This window comes from Bradyrhizobium sp. USDA 4501 (genome assembly GCF_054062115.1).
Genome location: NZ_JBSSEX010000001.1, coordinates 1,472,859 through 1,493,163 on the forward strand (window position 1 = coordinate 1,472,859; position 20,305 = coordinate 1,493,163).

Annotated in this window: 21 protein-coding genes; 14 read left to right on the forward strand and 7 right to left on the reverse strand. The window is 65.6% G+C overall.

Annotation, left to right across the window (positions count from 1 at the left end):
• Window positions 1-2: 2 nt before the first annotated feature.
• Window positions 3-185 (reverse strand): hypothetical protein, encoded by a 183-nt coding sequence (locus ACVWZM_RS06885; RefSeq protein WP_253640447.1) that lies wholly within the window; start codon window positions 183-185, stop codon window positions 3-5.
• 203 nt (window positions 186-388) lie between these two features.
• Here ACVWZM_RS06885 and ACVWZM_RS06890 point away from each other — a divergent pair, with 203 nt between their 5' ends.
• The 9 genes from ACVWZM_RS06890 to ACVWZM_RS06930 all read left to right on the forward strand — a co-directional run bounded on the left by ACVWZM_RS06890 (window position 389) and on the right by ACVWZM_RS06930 (window position 10,509).
• On the forward strand, window positions 389-1,150 hold the full coding sequence (locus ACVWZM_RS06890; RefSeq protein WP_050387826.1) for a crotonase/enoyl-CoA hydratase family protein: 762 nt from the start codon (window positions 389-391) through the stop codon (window positions 1,148-1,150).
• A gap of 61 nt (window positions 1,151-1,211) precedes the next feature.
• Complete coding sequence (locus ACVWZM_RS06895; RefSeq protein ID WP_456852280.1) at window positions 1,212-2,882, forward strand: bifunctional metallophosphatase/5'-nucleotidase; 1,671 nt, start codon at window positions 1,212-1,214, stop codon at window positions 2,880-2,882.
• Between the two features lie 305 nt (window positions 2,883-3,187).
• The gene (locus tag ACVWZM_RS06900; protein WP_057015218.1) at window positions 3,188-4,114 is read left to right on the forward strand and encodes a histone deacetylase family protein; all 927 of its coding nucleotides are present in this window, start codon (window positions 3,188-3,190) and stop codon (window positions 4,112-4,114) included.
• Between the two features lie 127 nt (window positions 4,115-4,241).
• Window positions 4,242-4,493: an exodeoxyribonuclease VII small subunit gene (locus ACVWZM_RS06905; RefSeq protein WP_028334494.1), complete on the forward strand. Its 252-nt coding sequence runs from the start codon at window positions 4,242-4,244 to the stop codon at window positions 4,491-4,493.
• A 544-nt stretch (window positions 4,494-5,037) separates the two neighbouring features.
• Complete coding sequence (gene dxs / locus ACVWZM_RS06910; RefSeq protein WP_050387827.1) at window positions 5,038-6,966, forward strand: 1-deoxy-D-xylulose-5-phosphate synthase; 1,929 nt, start codon at window positions 5,038-5,040, stop codon at window positions 6,964-6,966.
• 99 nt (window positions 6,967-7,065) lie between these two features.
• Window positions 7,066-7,629, forward strand: a complete 564-nt coding sequence (locus ACVWZM_RS06915) for a nucleoside 2-deoxyribosyltransferase (protein WP_057015217.1) — start codon at window positions 7,066-7,068, stop codon at window positions 7,627-7,629.
• A complete protein-coding gene (locus ACVWZM_RS06920) occupies window positions 7,626-8,387 on the forward strand; it encodes a TlyA family RNA methyltransferase (RefSeq protein WP_057015216.1) in 762 nt (253 codons plus the stop codon). Before ACVWZM_RS06915 ends, ACVWZM_RS06920 begins: the two co-directional genes overlap by 4 nt.
• The gene (locus ACVWZM_RS06925) at window positions 8,380-9,621 is read left to right on the forward strand and encodes a class I SAM-dependent RNA methyltransferase (protein ID WP_057015215.1); all 1,242 of its coding nucleotides are present in this window, start codon (window positions 8,380-8,382) and stop codon (window positions 9,619-9,621) included. The genes ACVWZM_RS06920 and ACVWZM_RS06925 overlap by 8 nt, the downstream gene beginning before the upstream one ends.
• Before the next feature lie 54 nt (window positions 9,622-9,675).
• On the forward strand, window positions 9,676-10,509 hold the full coding sequence (locus ACVWZM_RS06930) for a nucleotidyltransferase domain-containing protein (RefSeq protein ID WP_141340068.1): 834 nt from the start codon (window positions 9,676-9,678) through the stop codon (window positions 10,507-10,509).
• Window positions 10,510-10,612: 103 nt separating this feature from the next.
• On the opposite strand, the gene ACVWZM_RS06935 is transcribed toward ACVWZM_RS06930, so the two are convergent.
• A complete protein-coding gene (locus ACVWZM_RS06935; protein WP_057015213.1) occupies window positions 10,613-11,464 on the reverse strand; it encodes a DUF1194 domain-containing protein in 852 nt (283 codons plus the stop codon).
• 233 nt (window positions 11,465-11,697) lie between these two features.
• Here ACVWZM_RS06935 and clpS point away from each other — a divergent pair, with 233 nt between their 5' ends.
• Window positions 11,698-12,003: an ATP-dependent Clp protease adapter ClpS gene (clpS, locus tag ACVWZM_RS06940; protein WP_021076758.1), complete on the forward strand. Its 306-nt coding sequence runs from the start codon at window positions 11,698-11,700 to the stop codon at window positions 12,001-12,003.
• Between the two features lie 90 nt (window positions 12,004-12,093).
• Entirely contained in the window at window positions 12,094-12,858 is a 765-nt protein-coding gene (locus tag ACVWZM_RS06945; RefSeq protein WP_233475576.1) for a hypothetical protein, read from the forward strand.
• A gap of 97 nt (window positions 12,859-12,955) precedes the next feature.
• Here the strand turns inward: ACVWZM_RS06945 and ACVWZM_RS06950 are convergent, their stop codons facing one another.
• From ACVWZM_RS06950 to ACVWZM_RS06960, 3 genes are all read right to left on the reverse strand, one after another.
• Window positions 12,956-14,149, reverse strand: coding sequence for an adenylate/guanylate cyclase domain-containing protein (locus ACVWZM_RS06950; protein WP_057015212.1), 1,194 nt, complete (start codon window positions 14,147-14,149; stop codon window positions 12,956-12,958).
• Window positions 14,150-14,193: 44 nt separating this feature from the next.
• Window positions 14,194-15,282, reverse strand: coding sequence for a chorismate synthase (gene aroC / locus ACVWZM_RS06955; protein ID WP_057015211.1), 1,089 nt, complete (start codon window positions 15,280-15,282; stop codon window positions 14,194-14,196).
• A 149-nt stretch (window positions 15,283-15,431) separates the two neighbouring features.
• Entirely contained in the window at window positions 15,432-16,031 is a 600-nt protein-coding gene (locus tag ACVWZM_RS06960; protein ID WP_076828980.1) for a histidine phosphatase family protein, read from the reverse strand.
• Window positions 16,032-16,257: 226 nt separating this feature from the next.
• On the opposite strand from ACVWZM_RS06960, the gene ACVWZM_RS06965 reads away from it, so the two are divergent.
• Together ACVWZM_RS06965 and ACVWZM_RS06970 are read left to right on the forward strand one after the other, a co-directional pair.
• Window positions 16,258-16,746: a sigma-70 family RNA polymerase sigma factor gene (locus ACVWZM_RS06965; protein WP_016844579.1), complete on the forward strand. Its 489-nt coding sequence runs from the start codon at window positions 16,258-16,260 to the stop codon at window positions 16,744-16,746.
• Between the two features lie 67 nt (window positions 16,747-16,813).
• A complete protein-coding gene (locus ACVWZM_RS06970; RefSeq protein ID WP_076828982.1) occupies window positions 16,814-17,578 on the forward strand; it encodes an anti-sigma factor family protein in 765 nt (254 codons plus the stop codon).
• Window positions 17,579-17,963: 385 nt separating this feature from the next.
• Here ACVWZM_RS06970 and ACVWZM_RS06975 read toward each other — a convergent pair whose 3' ends face one another.
• Window positions 17,964-18,923: a DnaJ C-terminal domain-containing protein gene (locus tag ACVWZM_RS06975; RefSeq protein WP_456852282.1), complete on the reverse strand. Its 960-nt coding sequence runs from the start codon at window positions 18,921-18,923 to the stop codon at window positions 17,964-17,966.
• A 118-nt stretch (window positions 18,924-19,041) separates the two neighbouring features.
• Window positions 19,042-19,449 carry an RT0821/Lpp0805 family surface protein gene (locus ACVWZM_RS06980; RefSeq protein WP_057015270.1) on the reverse strand — a complete coding sequence of 136 codons (408 nt, stop codon included), beginning with the start codon at window positions 19,447-19,449 and terminating at the stop codon, window positions 19,042-19,044.
• A gap of 108 nt (window positions 19,450-19,557) precedes the next feature.
• Between ACVWZM_RS06980 and pdxH the strand changes: the two genes are divergently transcribed.
• Entirely contained in the window at window positions 19,558-20,199 is a 642-nt protein-coding gene (gene pdxH, locus ACVWZM_RS06985) for a pyridoxamine 5'-phosphate oxidase (protein WP_057015208.1), read from the forward strand.
• Window positions 20,200-20,305: the final 106 nt, after the last annotated feature.

A 20,305-nucleotide genomic window follows, 5' to 3' on the forward strand; every position in this document is an offset into this window, starting at 1 on the left:
CCTCAAGTCAGCCGCACGCGGAACCACGACAACGACGTGTCGAGGTCTGTTCGGCCTGTCAGTAAAGGGGGGAATGCCGCGAACAGCGGAATGTTTCTCGCGGGGAAGTTAAACTCGTCGCGAGCGCCACGGGCGCGGCGGGCGGGCAGCATCGGCGCCATCGTGGCGCGGGCGGAAGGCAGCATCGCCGTGCGCCTCCGCGCCTACGACCAACGTCCCCTGCCCGGAATCGCAAGATTCCGATTATCTGCATTGCGCCGTTCTCATGCTCGCCCACGGGGAAAAGCTGCCCGGAACACGCCGGAGCTCTTGGGGCTTGCACGGGATCATGTAGGATGGCGGCACGACCTCCACCGGCGACGATGCCGGCCGACCCTGGGACCGCTCGATGACCGCGCATGTCATAGTGACCGACGAAGCCGCCACGCGCGTGATCCGGCTGCGCAGGCCCGAGAAGAAGAACGCGATCACCCAGGAGATGTTTCGCGCGATCAGCGACGCGATCGACAAGGCGCAGAACAATCCGAAGATCCGCTGCCTGATCATCACCGGCGGCTCCGGCGTGTTCACCGCGGGCAACGACATCGAGGACCTGCTCGCGCAGGGCACCTCGACCGGTGAGACGCCGCCGGCCTCTGACCTCGTCAAATTCCTGTATTCGCTGGCCCACAATGTGAAGCCGATCATCGCCGCCGTCGACGGCGTCGCGATGGGCATCGGCACCACCATGCTGTTTCACTGCGACTATGTGCTCGCCAGCAAGACCGCGCTGTTCTCGACGCCGTTCTCGAATTTCGGCCTGGTGCCGGAAGGCGCCTCGAGCCTGTTGATGCCGCGCATGATGGGCCACCAGCGTGCCTTCGCGATGCTGGTGATGGGCCGCACCATGTCGGCCGACGACGCCCGCGTCGCCGGCTTCGTCAATACCGTGGTGGCGCCGGGACATGCCGAGGTGGAGGCGCACAAGGTGGCGCGCGAGATCTGCGCGCTGCCGGCCGAGGCGGTGGCGATCTCGCGGCGCCTGATCCGGCTGCCGCCGGAGGACGTCACCCGCCGCATCGAGCAGGAGAACCATCTGTTCAGCGAACGGATGCGCTCCGAGGAAGCAGTCGAGGCGTTCAAGGCATTCATGGCTCGCCCGAAGGATTGAAACGAAGCGTCGCAAAATTGTAGTGGCGCGGCGCCATGATCCCGTGCTCCATGGACAGGTCATGAGACAGTCCCGCCTTTCCCCTCTCGCCGCGCTTTGCGCGTTCGGACTGGCCGCAGCAAGCCCCTGTCCGGCGCAGGCCGCGGAGCCGGTGAGCCTGCGCATTCTCGCGATCAACGATTTCCACGGCTATCTGCGGCCGCCGCCGGGCGGCATCCGCATCACCGACGCCGCTGACGCGACCAAAAAGATCATGGAGTCCGCCGGCGGCGCCGAGCGGATGGCCACCGTCGTCAAGCAGCTGCGCGAGGGCCACAAGAACAACATCTTCGTCGCGGCCGGCGACCTGATCGGCGCGAGCCCGTTCCTGTCGGCGATGTTTCATGACGAGCCGACCATCGAGTCGCTCTCGCTGATGGGGCTTGCGATCTCCTCGGTCGGCAATCACGAATTCGACGAGGGCAAGGACGAGCTGCTGCGGATGCAGAATGGCGGTTGCCATCCGATCGACAAATGCCAGGGGCCGCACCCGTTCACAGGAGCCAAATTCCGCTATCTCGCCGCCTCTACGATCGAGAAGGCGACCGGCAAGCCGGTGTTTCCGCCCTACGAGATCAAGCAATTCGACGGCATTGCAGTGGCCTTCATCGGGCTGACGCTGAAGAACACCCCGAACCTGGTGTCGCCGGCCGGCGTCGCGAGCCTCGACTTTCGCGACGAGGCCGAGACCGTCAATGCGCTGGTCCCCGAGCTGAAGGCAAAGGGCGTCGAGGCGATCGTGGTGCTGATCCACGAAGGCGGCTTTCCGACCGGCGACTATAATGAATGTCCAGGGATCTCCGGGCCGATCGTCGACATCGTCAAGAAGTTCGATCGCGCGGTCGACGTCGTGGTCTCCGGCCACACCCACCAGGCCTATGTCTGCGAGATCGACGGACGGCTCGTCACCTCCGGCGACAAATACGGCACCCTGGTCACCGCGATCGACCTTCAGCTTGATCCGAACAGCCATGACGTGATCAGCGCCAGGGCCGCCAACACCATCGTGCGGATCGCCGGCACGGCCAAGGATCCCGAGCAGAGCGCGCTGCTGGAATCCTACGACCGGCTGGCCGCGCCGATCGCGAGCCGCGCGGCAGGCTCGGTCACCGAAACGCTGTCGCGTACACCTGCCGAAACTGGCGAGAGCCCGCTCGGCGACATCGTCGCCGATGCACAGCTGCTTGCAACCAGCGCCGAGCCGAATGGCGGCGCGGTAATCGCCTTCACCAATCCCGGCGGCGTGCGCACCGACATCGTCAAGCGCGAGGACGGCGCGGTGACCTATGCCGATATCTTTGCAAGCCAGCCGTTCCGCAACCAGCTGGTGACGATGACGCTGACCGGCAAGCAGCTCAAGGACGCGCTGGAGCAGCAATGGGCCGATCCGAAGCGGCCGCGCGCCCTCCAGGTCTCGAAGGGGTTCTCCTATGCGTGGGATGCGAGCAAGCCCGATGGCGCGCGCATCATTGCCGCACGGATGTCGCTGGACGGCAAGCCGATCGACCCGGCCGCGAGCTACCGCGTCACCGTGAACAATTATCTCGCCGAGGGCGGCGACGGCTTCACGGTGTTCAAGCAAGGAACCGCGCAGCAGTTCGGCATCTACGACGTCGATGCGCTCTATGCCTACTTCAAGGCCAACAGCCCGGTGGGCCCGACGGCAGACAAGCGGATCGAGCGGATCAATTGAGCGAGGTCTAGGGGTGGCGTACGCAGCTCCTCACGTCATTACGAACGGAGCGAACCAATCCATTGTCTCCGAGCATGCGGCGGCATGGATTGCTTCGCTCCGCTGGCAATGACGCGGAAAACACCCCGGCTTTGGAAGGACGGGAACAGGGATGATGTCGGCCCTGGGATGATGTCGGCCCTTTCCGGAACGCCGCTAACGGCCTAGATTAGGGCCTGCTCTTGCATGATCTTGGTCGGAAAACCGCTGCGCACTTTTCCGGATCATGCGTCCTCGCACGCGCATCGATTGCGCCGGGAATCTGCATGACACTGCTTCTGACGCATTCCGCCTGTCTCGACCACCTGACCCCTCCCGGACATCCCGAACGCCCCGACCGGCTGCGGGCGGTCGCCGAGGTGCTCGGCGAGGATCGCTTCAAGGCGCTGGTGCGCGATTCCGCGCCGGAAGGCGACCTCGACACCGTGCTGCTCTGTCACGGTGAGCACTATGTCGGCGAACTCCGCCACATCGCGCCGACCTCCGGCATGATCTATATCGACGGCGACACCTCGATGTCGCCGGGCACCTGGGAAGCGGTGATGCGCGGCGTCGGCGGCGCGGTGGCCGCCGCCGATGCGGTGATGGAGGGCAAGCATCAAAACGCGTTCGTCGCGGTGCGCCCGCCCGGGCACCACGCCGAGAAATCGACGCCGATGGGCTTCTGCTTCTTCGACAATGCCGCGATCGCTGCCCGCCACGCGCAGCGCAAATACGGCATCAAGCGCGCCGCAATCATCGATTTCGACGTCCATCACGGCAACGGCACGCAGGATATCTTCTGGGCCGACCCGACCGTGATGTATTGCTCGACGCACCAGATGCCGCTGTTCCCCGGCACTGGGGCCGCCGGCGAGCGTGGCGAGCACGACACTGTCGTCAACGCGCCGCTGGCGCCCGGCGACGGCGGCGCCAAGTTCCGCTCCGCTTTCGAGAACCTGATCCTGCCGCAGCTGGAGAAGTTCTCCCCCGAACTTATCGTCATTTCGGCGGGCTTCGACGCGCATCACCGCGATCCCTTGGCCTCGATCAACCTGACGGGCGAGGATTTCGGCTGGGTCACGCGCAAGCTGATGGATCTCGCCGACAAGAGCGCCGGCGGCCGCGTCGTCTCCGTCCTGGAAGGCGGCTACGACCTGCAGGGCCTGAAAGAGTCGGTGGCATCTCACGTCACCGCATTGATGGACGGGTAAATCCCCGCCACAATACGCCCGCAAAAATTCGATTGATTCTGCGCCGGGGCGAGCATGGCCTGCGACAGGTCATGTTTGGACGACAAGATCAGGTTGCGATCTGATCCACGCAATCGGGAACGCAAGAATGGCCGAGAATACCCAAGCCGACGTGAAGAAGCTCTCCTTTGAACGCGCGATCGAGGAACTCGAATCGATCGTCAAGCGGCTCGAGGACGGCAAGGTCCCGCTTGAGGAATCGGTCGCGATCTACGAGCGCGGCGAGGCGCTGAAGCGGCGCTGCGAGGAATTGCTGCGTCAGGCCGAAGCCCGCGTCGACAAGATCACCACCGACGCCTCGGGCCAGCCGACCGGCACCGAGCCGCTCGACGTGCAGTAGCGCTACCGACCACGTCGATCGTGCGGCGCGATGTCCGCCACGGCGGGCAATTGTTGCTGTGCATTTCCAGCCACCCGCAAACCTCCGGGGCTACCCGCGGGGTCGGGTACGGCTGCGAATCAGGCCGAGCCGGCCCGGCCGGCTGCCGCCAAATTAGGCAAATTGGAACCCAGCTCCCACCCGACTATTGAAAAGACTAGGTTTTTCGGCGCGCCGCATAGGAACCTTGCGGCCCCTATCGGGTTGGCTTTGGCGGCGGCTTTGGTGTAATGCTTCCAGTTCTATGGGCATTTGAGAGTGGCGGGCAGCCCGACTTTTCGGGCGGCATGCATCTCAAATGGTTCGACAAAACTGAACCGGGACGGGTGAAGAGCGACCAAGGTGATGCATATCACGTGGTCCAATCCGGAGTGAATCTAGGCTTACAACCAGGCACCGGCCTGCCGGGGCGGCACCCAGTGTCTGGCATTCGCTGCGCGGTGTGCGCGCCATCCCATCTCGCGTCGGGCGGTTCGTTCCGACAGGCAAAAATTGGAAATTCGCTGTGACCACATTTAGTAAGACGCCGCTTCTTGACACTATTCACACGCCGGATGACCTGCGCAAGCTGAAGGTCGAGCAGGTGCAGCAGGTTGCCGACGAGCTGCGCCAGGAAACCATCGACGCGGTGTCGGTGACCGGCGGCCATTTCGGCGCCGGCCTCGGCGTGGTCGAACTGACCACCGCCATCCACTACATCTTCGACACCCCGCGCGACCGCCTGATCTGGGACGTCGGCCACCAGGCCTACCCGCACAAGATCCTGACCGGACGCCGCGACCGCATCCGCACGCTACGCACCGGCGGCGGTCTCTCCGGCTTCACCAAGCGCACCGAAAGCGACTACGATCCGTTCGGCGCCGCGCACTCCTCGACCTCGATCTCGGCCGGCCTCGGCATGGCCGTGGCGCGCGATCTCTCCGGCGGCAAGAACAACGTTATCGCCGTGATCGGTGACGGCGCGATGTCGGCGGGCATGGCCTATGAGGCGATGAACAACGCCGGCGCGATGAACTCGCGCCTGATCGTGATCCTCAACGACAACGACATGTCGATCGCGCCGCCCGTCGGCGCGATGAGCGCCTATCTGTCGCGCCTCTACTCCGGCAAGACCTACCGCTCGCTGCGCGAGGCCGCCAAGCAGATCAACAAGCGCCTGCCGAAGATCCTCGCCAACCGCGCCAACCGCGTCGAGGAATATTCCCGCGGCTTCATGATGGACGGCGGCACGCTGTTCGAGGAACTCGGCTTCTACTATGTCGGCCCGATCGACGGTCACAATCTCGACCATCTGCTGCCGGTGCTGAAGAACGTCCGCGACATGGAGACCGGCCCGATCCTGGTTCACGTCGTGACCCAGAAGGGCAAGGGCTACGGCCCGGCCGAAGCCTCCGCCGACAAGTACCACGCCGTGGTCAAGTTCGACGTCGCGACCGGCACCCAGGCCAAGGCCAAGCCGAATGCGCCGGCCTACCAGAACGTGTTCGGCCAGAGCCTCGTCAAGGAAGCCGAGAAGGACGACAAGATCGTCGCCATCACCGCGGCGATGCCGTCAGGCACCGGCGTCGACATCTTCAACAAGGCGTTCCCGGACCGCACCTTCGACGTCGGCATTGCCGAGCAGCACGCGGTGACCTTCGCCGCCGGCCTCGCCACCGAAGGCTACAAGCCGTTCTGCGCGATCTACTCGACCTTCCTGCAGCGCGGCTATGACCAGGTGGTCCATGACGTCGCGATCCAGAGCCTTCCGGTCCGCTTCGCGATCGACCGCGCCGGCCTGGTCGGCGCCGACGGCGCGACGCACGCGGGTTCGTTCGACAATGCTTATCTCGGCTGTCTGCCGAACATGGTGATCATGGCCGCCGCCGACGAGGCGGAACTGGTCCACATGGTGGCGACGCAGGTTGCGATCAACGATCGTCCGAGCGCGCTGCGCTATCCGCGCGGCGAAGGCCGCGGCATCGAGATGCCGGAAGTCGGCGTTGCCCTCGAGGTCGGCAAGGGCCGCATCATCCGTGAGGGCAAGAAGGTCGCGCTGCTGTCGTTCGGCACCCGTCTCGCCGAGTGCGAGAAGGCGGCCGACGAGCTCGCCGCGCACGGCCTTTCCGCCACGATCGCCGACGCGCGCTTCATGAAGCCGCTCGACGAAGAGATGATCATGAAGCTCGCCCGCGACCATGAGATCCTGATCACGATCGAGGAAGGCTCGATCGGCGGCTTTGGCTCGCATGTCATGCAGTTCCTGTCGGACAACGCCATGCTCGACAGCGGCATGCTCAAGTTCCGCTCGATGATCCTGCCCGACGTGTTCCTCGACCACGACACGCCGGCGGCGATGTATGCCCGCGCCGGTCTCGACGCCAAGAGCATCGTTGCCAAGGTGTTCGAAACCCTCGGCAAGGACTACAAGGCCGAGACCGTCAAGCTCGCCTGATCGTGACGGGCGGCGCTCACTGGAGCATTTTCGGTTCTGATTGAATCAGAACCGAAGCTCCAGGTTGTCGCTCGAAAACGCACCAGCCCCGGCAAGTCCATGAAGATCTATCTGGCAGGTCCTGACGTGTTCCTGCCGGATGCCGTGGAGATCGGCCGCCGCAAGGCGGAGGTTTGCGCCTATCACGGGCTGACCGGGCTGTATCCGCTCGACAACAGCATCGATCCCACCGCCGCCGGCGTCTCGCTCACCATCTTCAAGAGCAACGAGGCGATGATGGAGTCTGCCGACGCCATCATCGCCAACTTGACGCCGTTTCGCGGCCCCAGTGCCGACGCAGGCACGGTTTACGAACTCGGCTACATGGCGGGACGCGGCAAACTGTGCCTCGCCTATTCCAACGATCCCACGTCCTACGCCAATCGCGTGGCGCGGCTCAGCCAGGTCGTGCCGGCATCCGACGGACGCCTGATCGATGCGGAGGGGCTGACGGTGGAAGAGTTTGGATTGCCGGACAATCTGATGATGATGCACGCGCTCGACCTGCACGGCAGCCCGCTGGTGACCCCGCGCGAGCCGTCGGCCGACCTATGGCACGACCTCACCTCCTTCGAGGCCTGCGTGCGGCTCGCTGCCGCGCAGCGCCGGCAGGCGGCGAAGTGACCAGAGCGGGCGACAACGACAACGACGCATCCGCCGGCAAACGCATCGACGTGCTGCTGGTGGAACGCGGCCTGTTCGAAAGCCGGGCGCGAGCGCGCGCCGCCATCGACGCCGGCCTCGTCACCGCCGACGGCAGGCAGATCGCGAAGGCGTCCGAGATCGTCGCACCGGGCGCGGCCCTCTCGGCCGAGCCGGCGCATCCCTATGTCTCGCGCGGCGGCGTCAAGCTCGCCGGCGCGCTCGAGCACTATCCGATCGACGTCGAGGGCCATGTGTGCCTCGATGTCGGCGCCTCGACCGGCGGCTTCACCGAAGTGCTGCTCGCCAATGGCGCGAGCCTCGTGTTCGCCATCGATGTCGGCCACGGCCAGCTGCATCCCTCGCTGCAGGGGCATCCGAAAATCGTCTCCATGGAGGCGACCGACATCAGGAGTTTCGAGGGCAAGCGCCTGCCGGCGCGGCCCGACATCGTGGTGATCGACGTCAGCTTCATCTCGCTGAAGCTGGTGCTGCCGGTTGCGCTGTCGCTGGCGGCCGCCCCGATGCATCTCTTGGCGCTGATCAAGCCGCAATTCGAGGCGGCGCGCAAACACTCCAAGCGCGGCGTGATCCGCAACGCGATGGTGCACCAGGAGATCTGCGACGACATCGCCGCCTTTGCCGCCTCGCTGGGCTGCACCGACATCCAGGTGTTCCCGTCCTCGATCCCGGGCGGCGACGGCAATATCGAATTCTTCCTCGGCGCGCGCCGTGGCTGAGCTTCTCACCATTGACCATGTCGGCCACCGCGGCGACGGCGTCGCGATCGAGGGATCGCAATCGATCTTTGTGCCTTATGCGCTGGCCGGCGAAACGGTCGAGGTCGACGACGTCCCGGGCAATCATCCCGACCGGCGGCGGCTGCTGCGGATCGCGCAGGAAAGCCCCGAGCGCATCGCGCCGTTCTGTCCGCATTTCGGCGTCTGCGGCGGCTGCGCGATCCAGCACTGGAACGATGCGCCCTACCACGCCTGGAAGCGCAACATCGTGGTCGAGACGCTGGCGCAGGCGAAGATTGCGGCGGACGTCGCAGCGCTGATCGATGCCCATGGCGCGGGCCGTCGCCGCATCACGCTGCACGGGCGCATGGGCACCCATGACGTCCTCAAGGTCGGCTACGCCGCGGCAGGTTCGCACGACATCATCCCGGTCGATCGCTGCCCGATCCTCGATCCTGCGCTCGACGGCGCGATCGAGGCGGCCTGGGCCACCGCCGAGCCGCTGATCGCGATCGGCAAGCCGCTCGACATCCAGGTCACCGCAACCGTCAACGGACTCGACATCGACGTGCGCGGTTCCGGCGCGCTGCCGACCAGCCTGATCACCACTTTGTCGCGCGTTGCGGAGAAGCACCGGCTGGCGCGGCTGACACGCCACGGCGAGCTGGTGCTGCAGCGTGCCTCTCCCGAGATTGCGATCGGAAAGGCGAAGGTCGTGCTGCCGCCCGGCTCGTTCCTGCAGGCGACCGTCAAGGGCGAGGAGACGCTGGCCGCGCTGGTTCGCGAGCATTGCGGACGCGCCAAGCATATCGCCGACCTGTTTTGCGGCGTCGGTCCGTTTGCGCTGCGCCTCGCGGAGAAGGCGCGGATCGCCGCCTTCGACAGCGACACGGGTGCGATCACCGCGCTGCAGAAGGCCGCGCAATCGACGCCGGGGCTGAAGCCACTCAAGGCCGAGGCGCGCGACCTGTTCCGCCGTCCCCTGATGCCGCAGGAGTTGCGCGACTATGACGCCGTCGTGTTCGACCCGCCCCGCCAGGGCGCGCAGGCGCAGGTCACCCAGCTGGCGGCGAGCAAGGTGCCGGTGATCGTCGCGGTGTCCTGCAACGCCGCGACGTTTGCGCGCGACGCGAAAATCCTGATCGACGGCGGCTACAAGATCGCAGCCGTCACACCGGTCGATCAGTTCCGCCACACGGCGCATGTCGAGCTGGTGGCGCGGTTCGCGCGCTGACAGGACGGAGCTGCTATCGCTGAGCGCGGGCAGTCTCGCTATAGTCTGCGCTCCATGTCCGACGATCCGCTGCTCGCACGCATCATCCCCGTTATCGCCGCCGTATCGGGCGTCGCCGCCATCGTACTCGGCGGCTCGCGGGCGCGCGGCACGGCGCATGACACCTCCGACACCGATATCGGCCTCTACTATCGGGATGGCGCCGCGCCGGATATCGATCGGCTGCGCGAAGCTGTAACGGGTCTGGTCGACGACCCCGCCGCTGCGCATGTCACGCCGGTCGGCGAATGGGGACCGTGGATCGTCGGCGGTGCCTGGCTCACGATCGGCGGCCGCAAGGTCGACCTGCTCTACCGCAGCACCGATCAGGTCTCTGCTGTCATCGATGCTTGCCGGAACGGCGAGATCAGCATGCACTACCAGCCGGGCCATCCGCACGGCTTCTGCTCGGCGATCTGGATGGGCGAGGTCGCGCTGTGCCATCAGCTGCACGATCCCGACGGCCTCGTCGCGGCGCTGAAGGCGAGGACTGTGCCCTACCCGCCGGCCCTGCGCGATGCGCTGATCCGGCGCTTTCAATGGGAAGTCCTGTTCAGCATCGAGAATGCAGAGCTTGCTCTGCCGCGCGGCGACGGCACGCATGTCGCCGGCTGCGCCTATCGCGCGCTGGCCTGCCTCGCACAGGTGCTGTTTGCGCTGAACGGGCAATATCTGATCAACGAAAAGAGCGCACTGGCGCAGGCCGCGAATTTTCCGGTGACGGTTCGCGGCCTTGCTGGCCGCGCCGCAGAGGTCTGGCGGCAGATCGGTGCGACCGAGCATGCCGCCGCGTTGCAGATGCTGCGCGCGATACAGACTGAGCTCCAGAAGATCTGTAAGGCGAGTTAGACCGTAGGATGGGTAGAGCGCAGCGAAATCCATCATTCGCGCCATAGACATGAATTGATGGGTTTCGCTGCGCTCTACCCATCCTACGAGGTCCACATGATCGCTACCGCCCCCAGCGGTCCTGCCAGATCTTCTCGCCGATCAGGCAATTGACCCGCGGCTCCTTCTCGGCGGTCCGCATGATGGGGCGCTCGGGGGTGCGGCCGGCAACTTCGAGCAGCAGCTTGGTGCGGATCGCCTCCTTGAACTTCTCACGATCCTTGATCGTCACCACGAAGGAGCCCGGTCCGCCGATCACGCAGTCCTCGTAGTAATAGTCGAGATTCTCGATATCCATCGTCGAGTAGGACGGTTCCTTCACCATGATCGGCAGACCGTTGATGACGATGCCCTTGTCGAGCGCCGCATCGCGCGCGGGCGTGATCGGCGTGCCGTTGTTGTTGGGCCCGTCGCCGGAAATATCGATCACGCGGCGCAGCCCGCGATGCGGATTCTCGTCGAACATCGGGATCGCGAAATAGATCGCGCCGGAGATCGAGGTGCGCGAGGCGCGGCGCACCGGCGTCTTCATGATCTCGGCGGCGACCGCATCGGCGGATTCAGGGCCGTCGATCACCCGCCAGGGGATGATGATCTTCTGATCGTTGGAGGCGGCCCATTCGAAATAGGTGATCGAGATCTTGCCGTTCGGACCGGCCTTCAGCGCCTGCAGGAAATCCTTGGAGACGATCGCCTGCGCATAGCCCTCGCGCTGGATCGCGAGCTCGTCCATGTCCATCGAATAGGAAACGTCGACCGCGATGATCAACTCGATGTCGACGCTCGGTGTGGATTCCTTTTCAGCCAGGCGATGGCCGGGTTGGGTTCCCGGGCCGGGCGCGGCAACACCGGCCACATCGCCGCAGGCCAACATGCCCGCGACAAGCACCGCTCCGATCGAGACATACCAGCGCATTGCGGCCCTCCCGTCGTATGAGTGTCATGGTGACACGCAATTCAGGCGGCGAAAAGCGCAGATATCAGCTGTCCTTCACATTCAGGTTAGACGTCCACACTCAAGTCAAACTTCGTTTGTCTCGAATGCGGCAACGCGCGCCGTGCCGTTGCCGCAATGACGCCGTGCAAATCGAACGGTTCCAAGGCGCGCCTGAAGACGGTATTCTTACGGGGCAATCGCGAGGGAGTGCGATGCCAGATACCGTCGTCAAGCCGAAAACCAGGACGAAGACCAAGGTCGAGCGGCCGCGCCTGCACAAGGTGATCCTGGTCAACGACGACTACACGCCGCGCGAATTCGTCGTCACCGTGCTGAAGGGTGAATTCCGCATGACCGACGACCAAGCCTACAAGGTGATGCTGACGGCGCACCAGCGCGGCGTCTGCGTCGTCGCTGTCTTCACCAGGGACGTCGCCGAGACCAAGGCGACGCGCGCCACCGACGCCGGCCGCGCCAAGGGCTATCCGCTGCTGTTCACCACCGAGCCCGAGGAATAGCGCGCCAGCGCCAGATTGCCACAGGCCTTGCCGCGAATTTTAGCGATCGCGGCGACCGGTGCTTTAGGGATCGCATGGCATGAACGCGGCATGTCCGTCGCACTGCGCCAACAGCTCTCACTGCGGAAGACCCGCCCAGAAACCTCGTTCGGGCCGTTTCGCCCCCTGCCCGCTCTGCCCTGGCTCGTCATGGCGGCGGCGCTGCGGATCGTCGGTTTCGGCAGGCCCGGCCTGACGCTGCCCGCGCTGGTGCTGGCCGACATCTGCGTGCTGCTCGCCTTCTTCGCGACAGCGCGGGACTCGATCCAGGCTGCCGGAGGCCAATCGTCGCTCGGCGAATGGACCCTGGCCGAGCAGACCAGACTGTCGGCGTCGATCCTGTGGCGGATCATGCTCGTGATGATCGTGGCATCAGTCGGCACCGCCGCGGTCGGCTTCACGTCGTTTGCTCCGCATTTGATGTGGGGCCTCGACGGCATGGCCTTCGATCAGGACTCCGATCTCGGCCGGTTCTGGAGTGCGGCGATCGCAGCGCTGGTGCTCTTGATCATCGTCAATGCGGAAGGCAATGGCGGCCGTGTCGCACTGTTTGCCGCCGTCAAGGATCTGGGCCGGCATGCGCTGTGGCTCGGCGCCGCGGTGCTGGTGCTCGGTGCGATCAACGTCGCGCTGGGCTACGGTCAGGAGCTTGTCCGCACCGCGATCTGGCACTTCTGGCAGACCGCGACGGTGGGCCAGCCGCTCAAGAACCTGGTCTACGTCGTCTTCATCTTCGGCTTCGCCATGCTGCGGCTGTGGATCACGCTGTCGATCCTGACCTTCGGCCTGAAGCAGTCTTACGCCCGCGGCGGCTAAGGCGCGATGAGATTAGGTTGAATCGTCATCGCGCGTTAGCTCTTTGTTTGAGCATGAGCTTTTCGGAAAACCGCTTCGCACTTTTCCGGATCATGCTTTAGCTCGCAGCAGCGACCGGCGCCTCGTCGTACAGGCCGTAGACCCGTTCGGCCTTGGCAAATCCAGCGATAGGAAACTCGCCGAGATCGCTCCAGCCGCCGTCGCTGATGCCGGCGAAGCGCTCCGAGGCCACCACGGTGCGGCCAAGACGGCCGGCGATCTTCTCCAGCCGCGCGGCGAGATTGACCGCCGGACCGATGCAGGTGAAGTCGAGCCGGTTGCCGCCGCCAATATTGCCGTAGAGCACGCGCCCGAGATGCAGCGCGAGGCCGAAACGGAAGCGTTCGACGGCATCGCCATTGGCGAATTGCAGCGCCTCGACGCCGGCGCGGGACGCGCGCGCGGCTTCCAGCACCCGTGAGCAGACCTGCACCTCGTCGCCGAGATATTCGTCGACCGGGAACACCGCGAGCAGGCCGTCGCCCATGAATTTGAGCACTTCGCCGCCATGGTCGCGGATCGCGGTGACCTGGCAATCGAAGTAGAGGTTGAGGATTTCCACCACCGTCTCGGCCGGCAAGCGGTCCGACAGCGCGGTGAAGCCGCGCAGGTCCGACAGCCAGATCGCGGCATCCATCGTATCGGCATGGCCGCGCCGGATCTGGCCGCCCATGATGCGCTCGCCGGCACGGTTGCCGACATAGGTGTCGAGCAAGAGCGAGGCGGTGCGGCGCAGGGTGATGATCTCGATATAGCGCGCCAATGGCACGGTGATCGACCGGATCGCATCGAGCTGCTCCTCGGTGAAGCCACCCGGCTGCCTGGTGGTCCAGCTCGAGGCATTGACGAAGCCGTCGGTATAGACCAGCGGCACGGCGATGTAGTCGGTGACGCCTTCGGCCTGCAGGTCCACGACGATCGGAAACCGGGCGCTTGCGGGATCGTCGAGCCGCGCGCGTACTTCAACACCCTGCCTGAACACGGTCGACAGCGGGCTGACGGCAAATTCCGGGGAGTCCAGGATGTTGTGATCGACGGTGCCGGTTTCGACCTCGGCGCCGGGCTTCCAGAAGAAATGGCGGCCATAGATCTCCGGATGCAGCGTGCGCACGAAGACGCCGATGCGCCACAGCGGCAGGCCGGCCCGCACCAGGCGCTCGCAGCATTCCGCCATCATCTGCGGCGGGGTCGGCGCCGACCGCGCGCCGCCGATCATCCATTCGATGATGTCCCGAAGCTCCGACGCGTTCATGGCATTCCCCCAGGGCGGTCTGGCGACCGCCACTATATAAGGGATCAGCGCCCGGTCTGCCCGCGGTCGCGCAGAAAATGATCGGCCAGCACGCAGGCCATCATGGCCTCGCCGACCGGTACCGCCCGGATGCCGACGCAGGGGTCGTGGCGGCCCTTGGTCAGGATGTCGGTATCCGCGCCCTTGCGGTCCACGGTCCGGCGCGTGGTCAGGATCGAGGACGTCGGCTTGACCGCAAAGCGCACCACCACCGGCTGCCCGGTCGAGATGCCGCCGAGGACGCCGCCGGCATGGTTGGACAGGAAACGCGTTCCGTTGTTGCCGGTCCGCATCTCGTCGGCGTTCTCCTCGCCCGACAATTCGGCGGCGCCGAAGCCGGCGCCGATCTCGACGCCCTTGACCGCGTTGATGCTCATCATCGCCGCCGCCAGGTCGCTGTCGAGTTTGGCGTAGATCGGCGCGCCGAGGCCGGCTGGCACGCCCTCGGCGACGACCTCGATGACGGCGCCGATCGAGGAGCCGCTCTTCCTGATGCCGTCGAGATAGCTTTCGAAGAACGCCGCCTTGTCCTTGTCGGGACAGAAGAACGGGTTGTTCGCAATCTCGTCCCAGTCCCACTTCTCGCGGTCGATCTTGTGCGGCCCCATCTGCACCAGCGCGCCGCGCACCTTCACCTCGGGCAGTACCTTGCGCGCGATCGCACCGGCCGCGACGCGGGTCGCGGTCTCGCGCGCGGAGGAGCGTCCGCCGCCGCGATAGTCGCGCAGGCCGTATTTCGCTTCATAGGTGAAGTCGGCATGGCCGGGCCGGAACTTGTCCTTGATCTCGGAATAATCCTTCGAGCGCTGGTCGGTGTTCTCGATCAGCAGCGCGATCGGCGTGCCGGTCGTCACCTGCGCGCCGGTTTCCGGATGCGCCATCACGCCGGACAGGATCTTGACCGCATCCGGCTCCTGGCGCTGGGTGGTGAAGCGCGACTGGCCGGGGCGGCGGCGGTCGAGGTCGTGCTGGATCTCCTCCGCGGTCAGGGGGATCAGCGGCGGGCAGCCGTCCACGACGCAGCCGATCGCGACCCCATGGCTCTCGCCGAAGGTCGTGACGCGGAACATATGACCGAAAGTATTGAAGGACATGGCGTGTCGTAACGCGCAGAGGCAGCGGGGTCAAACAGCCAAGCTGTCATTCCGGGGCGATGCGGAGCATCGAACCCGGAATCTCGAGATTCCCCGGGGCGCAATTGCGCCTCTGAGGTTCGCTTCGTGCCCCGGAATGACAGTGCGAGTTAACTATGCTTCCGCAGCCCCTGCTCACCGAATACGTAGACCGCTCCCTGCTCGATATAGAGTTCGGCGGCCGAGGCCGGCGTCTCGAAGCCGAGCGCCACCATCAGCGCCCGCGCCGTACCGCCATGGGCGACCGCGACCGTGTCCGACGTCACCGAGCGGTACCAGTCGGTCATCCGCACCTGCACGTCGACATAGCTCTCGCCGCCGGACGGCGACACCGTCCACTTCTCGGCCAGGCGGCGGGCATACAGCGCGGGGTCCGCAGCCTGCGCCTGCGCCAAGGTCGAGCCCTCCCACGTCCCGTAGCCGATCTCGCGCAGCCGCGCGTCGAGCGCGTAGTCGCCCGGCGGCAGGCCGAGCTCGGCGCGCACCAGCTCCATGGTGGCACGCGCCCGGATCAGCGGGCTTGCGACGAACGGCAGCGTCGCCTTGTCACGGCGGTCGCGCGCGAGGAGATCGCCGAGGATGCGCCCGGCATGCGCGGCCTGGGCGCGACCGCGCTCATTGAGGGCGACGTCCTGCACGCCCTGGAGCCGCCCTTCGGCGTTCCACGCGGTCTCGCCGTGGCGGATGTAATAGATCGTCGGTACCGGCATTCCCGTAACGGCTGGTCCCTGCTGCGCGAGAGGTCGGCCGCCTCAAGGCTTCCACGCTTCGAATTTTTTCGGCTCGGAGGTACACCAGCACTTCGGCTGGCGACAAGCCCAAATCGGCCGCAGCTTGGGCGGTATGCGCGCAGATCGGCGCAGACGGAATAGCCACGCCGCCAGGGTGTTATGTTGACAAGGCGGCTATCGCCGAGACCATCGAAGACTGGGATGCATGACCGCGTTTCGTCAAAGTGTCGAAGCCATGATACCGGCGCTGCGTCGCTATGCGCGCGCGCTGGCGCGTGACACGGATATCGCCGACGATCTGGTGCAGGACACGCTGGTGCGGGCGCTGCGCTCGGAGCGGCTGTTTCTCGGCGGCGACGTCAGGAGCTGGCTCTACACGATCCTGACCAATCTGAACAAGAACCGCCGGCGCTCGCTGGCGCGGCGGCCGGCGTTCGTGCCGCTGCTCGATAACAATGCCGACGCCAGCGGCACCGAGGCCGAGGGACGCGACATCGAACGCGCGCTGTCGACGCTGGTCGAGGAACAACGCTCGGTGCTGCTGCTCGTCATGCTGGAGGGCATGAGCTACCGCGAGGTCGCCGATATCCAGGGCGTGCCGATCGGCACGGTGATGTCCCGCCTCGCCCGCGCACGCGCCCATGTCCGGGCCTCGATCGAGGGCCAGCGCCCGGCGCTCCGGCGGGTGAAATGATAATGTGCGCGATGGCCGGCGTTATGCATGAACGATTTTCGAACAAGATTTGGCAGAGACGACTGATATGACCGACTCGAACATTCCCGTCACCGAAGACGAGTTGCACGCTTACGTCGACAACGAGCTGCCAGCCGAACGCCGCGGCGATGTCGAGGCGTGGCTTGCCGCGCATCCCGACGACGCGGCGCGGGTGCAGTCATGGCGTGCGATGGCCGAGACACTGCATGCACGCTACGACACCGTGCTGGACGAGGCGGTGCCGAAACGGCTCGAGCTCGAGCGGCTGGTGCGCCAGCCGCGCCGCTGGGTCTATGGCGCGGTGGCGGCGACGGTCATGGCCTTCGTCGCCGGTGGCGGCGCCGGCTGGATCGCGCGCGGAGCGGCGGCGACGCCGTCGGCATTCCAGAGCTTCACGGTCGATGCACTCGATGCGCATCGGCTCTACGTGGTCGAGGTCCGGCATCCCGTCGAGGTGCCCGGCAGCGAGCGCGACCACCTGCAGCAATGGCTGACCAAGCGCTGCGGCTGGGACGTCCGCGCGCCGGAGCTGACCGGGCTGAAGCTGGTCGGCGGCCGCCTGCTGCCCGGACCGAGCGGCCCGGCGTCGTTCCTGATGTATGAGAGCACGTCGGGTGAGCGGTTCACGGTCTATACCGCCAAGGTGAAGACCGAGGCGACCCAGATGCGCTATGCCGTGCAGGGCAGCGACGGCGCGCTGTTCTGGGCCGATCGAGGCGTCGCCTATGTCGTCAGCGGCGGCACCGATCGCACGCGCCTGACCCAGGTCGCGCAGGCCGTCTACGATCAGATGGAGAAGAGCGGCGGGTGATCTTCCGTAATTTTACGGAAGATCAGGTCGTCGAAATTGCGTCATTTCGAGCAAGTGAATCCAGCCTCACTCAGCGTCCCAATTCCGACATCGAAAACTTCGATTCGCGTCATCGACGCGTCTCATTATCGCACCGGATGCTCACGCGAAGATGATCCGCGCCCGATCCGCCGATCGGCGCACGCGGCCTCGATTGGGGTTTTGTGTACCGCGCTGGTCCCCCTCTCGAGGCCGCACTCCTTTTCCGTCATCCGGTCTGCACGCCGCAGACCTCGGACGGCCCGTCATCCTTTGTGACGCGCTCACGATGCCCGCGTCTACCCCGATAGAGTCCGGGGTAGTGCAGTTTCGCGTCTTCGCGTCTTTTGGGGCGCGTTATCGGCGGTCAGCCGAGATCGCTACGCGGATTGTAGGGTTTTTGATCCCGCCATGCCTGCATCAATGCCTCAAGCTCGGCATCGTTCCCGTCGGGAAGGATGATGCGGGTCGTGACATAGAGGTCGCCGGTCGCGCCCGCCTTCGACAGCCCCTTGGCCTTGAGGCGGAAGGTACGGCCGCTCGAGGTGTTCTTCGGGATCGACAGTTCGACCGCGCTGCCGAGCGTCGGCACGCGGACCTTGCCGCCCAGCACCGCCTCGTAGAGGGTGATGGGCAGGTCGATCCTGAGGTCGTTGCCGTCGACCTTGAAGAACGGGTGCGGCGCGACCGAGATCGTGATCAGGAGATCGCCGGGCGGATGGCCTTGCGCGGTCTCGCCCTGCCCCTTCAGCCGGATCTGCTGACCCGCAGCAACCCCGGGCGGAATCTTGACGTTGAGCTCGCGGCCGGTCGGCAGGCGGACGCGCTTGTCGGCGCCCCTGACCGATTCCTCCAGCGACACCGTCATAGCGACCGAAAGATCGAGGTCGACGCCGACCCCGCCGCCGTCAAACTCGAACGGACTGGCCCGGCCCGCGCGGCTGCCGCCTCCGCGAGCCGCATTGCCAAACATGCTGTTGAGGATGTCCTCGAAGCTGCCGCCGCCCATGCCGCCGCCGGGCCCGGAGCGGAAACTGTACTCGAAGCCGCCCGGACCGGCACGGCCGCCGGCACCGCTGCCGCCAGGGAAACCCTGGAAGCGCGGCTTGCCTTCGGCATCGATCTCGCCGCGGTCGAACTGCTTGCGCTTGTCCTCGTCGCCGACGATCTCGTTGGCCGTGTTGATCTCCGCAAAGCGGGCCGCCGCCTTCGGGTCGTTCTTGTTGTTATCAGGGTGATGCTTCTTGGCGAGCTTGCGATAGGCGCTCTTGATCGTCGCAGCGCTGGCGCTCCGCTGCACCCCCAAGACCTCATAGGGGTCGCGCATCCGTCACGTCTCCTTCACGGGAAAAATCAGTCCTGGCCGGGAACCCGTCCGGGCCCACTTTACCTTGATGTGGGGGCTCAGTGGCATTTTTGCAACTAGTCCGGCTTCGCCGGAATTCTCAGGATTTTCTCCAGGGCTTCAGGCTATGGATTTCCCACCGCCCTTGTCCAGCCTTGCATGCGGCGCCCTGCAGCCAGCTCTCGGTGGCTCCGTTGACGTAGCTGGCAAGGAAATCCCGGCACGTCTTGCCGTCCTCGCCCGAATAGGCCTGGGCCAGCGGCGTCACCGAGCCGCGCGCGCCGGTTTCAGGATTTTCCCAGGGCTGGCTGGAATCCTTGTCGCCCTTGGTCAGCACGTCGGAGGCGGCATTGCGGGCGAAGGCGAGATCGCTGTCGGTCGGCATCACCGCATTGATCTGGGTCGGCCTGATCGAGCCCGTCACATCCTTGTCGTCCAGCTTGGCGAAGGCGTCGCTGCGCGACAGGCTGCAGCCGCTTGCGCCGACGCCGATCAGGATCAATGTCACCACCGCGCCTGCGGGGTGGATCGCCGATAGGCCAACGCGCCCCCATGCCCTATATAGGGCTAGTAACGCGCTTTCAGACGCGGGCGGATGCAAATCGGGACTCCTGACATGACCGACACGACCTCCATCAAACACCCGACACCGTTAACATCGGGTGATTTCACCGCGGCGGAGGAGCCGTTCGCCCTGTTCGCCGAATGGTTTGCGGAGGCGATCAAGTCCGAGCCGAACGATCCGAACGCGATGGCGCTTGCGACCGTCGATCCCGACGGCCTGCCCGACGTGCGGATGGTGCTGATGAAGGGCTTCGATGCCGACGGCTTCGTGTTCTACAGCCACATTGCGAGCGCCAAGGGCCGCGAATTGGCCGCAAATCCCAAGGCTGCTTTACTCTTCCACTGGAAATCGCTGCGCCGCCAGGTGCGCATCCGCGGGCCGGTCACGCCGGTGACCGATGCCGAGGCCGACGCCTATTTCGCCACCAGGCCGAAGCAGGCGCAGATCGGCGCCTGGGCCAGCAAGCAGTCGCAGCCGCTGGAGAGCCGCTTCGCATTCGAGCAGGCGATCGCCAAGACCGGTGCGAAATACGTCATCGGCGAGGTGCCGCGGCCGCCGGGCTGGAGCGGCTGGCGGATCACGCCGCAGCGCTTCGAGTTCTGGCACGACCGCCCGTACCGCCTGCACGACCGCATCGAATTCCGCCGCGACGGCGCCGGCAGCGCCTGGTCGAAGGTGCGGCTCTATCCCTGAAAGCTGCGACCGTCATGGCCGGGCGAAAGCGCGAAGCGCATCTTCGTGTAAGATGACCCGGCCAGCGACGTCTTGATCCCAAGTCATCCCAAGTCGTTCGAAGGCG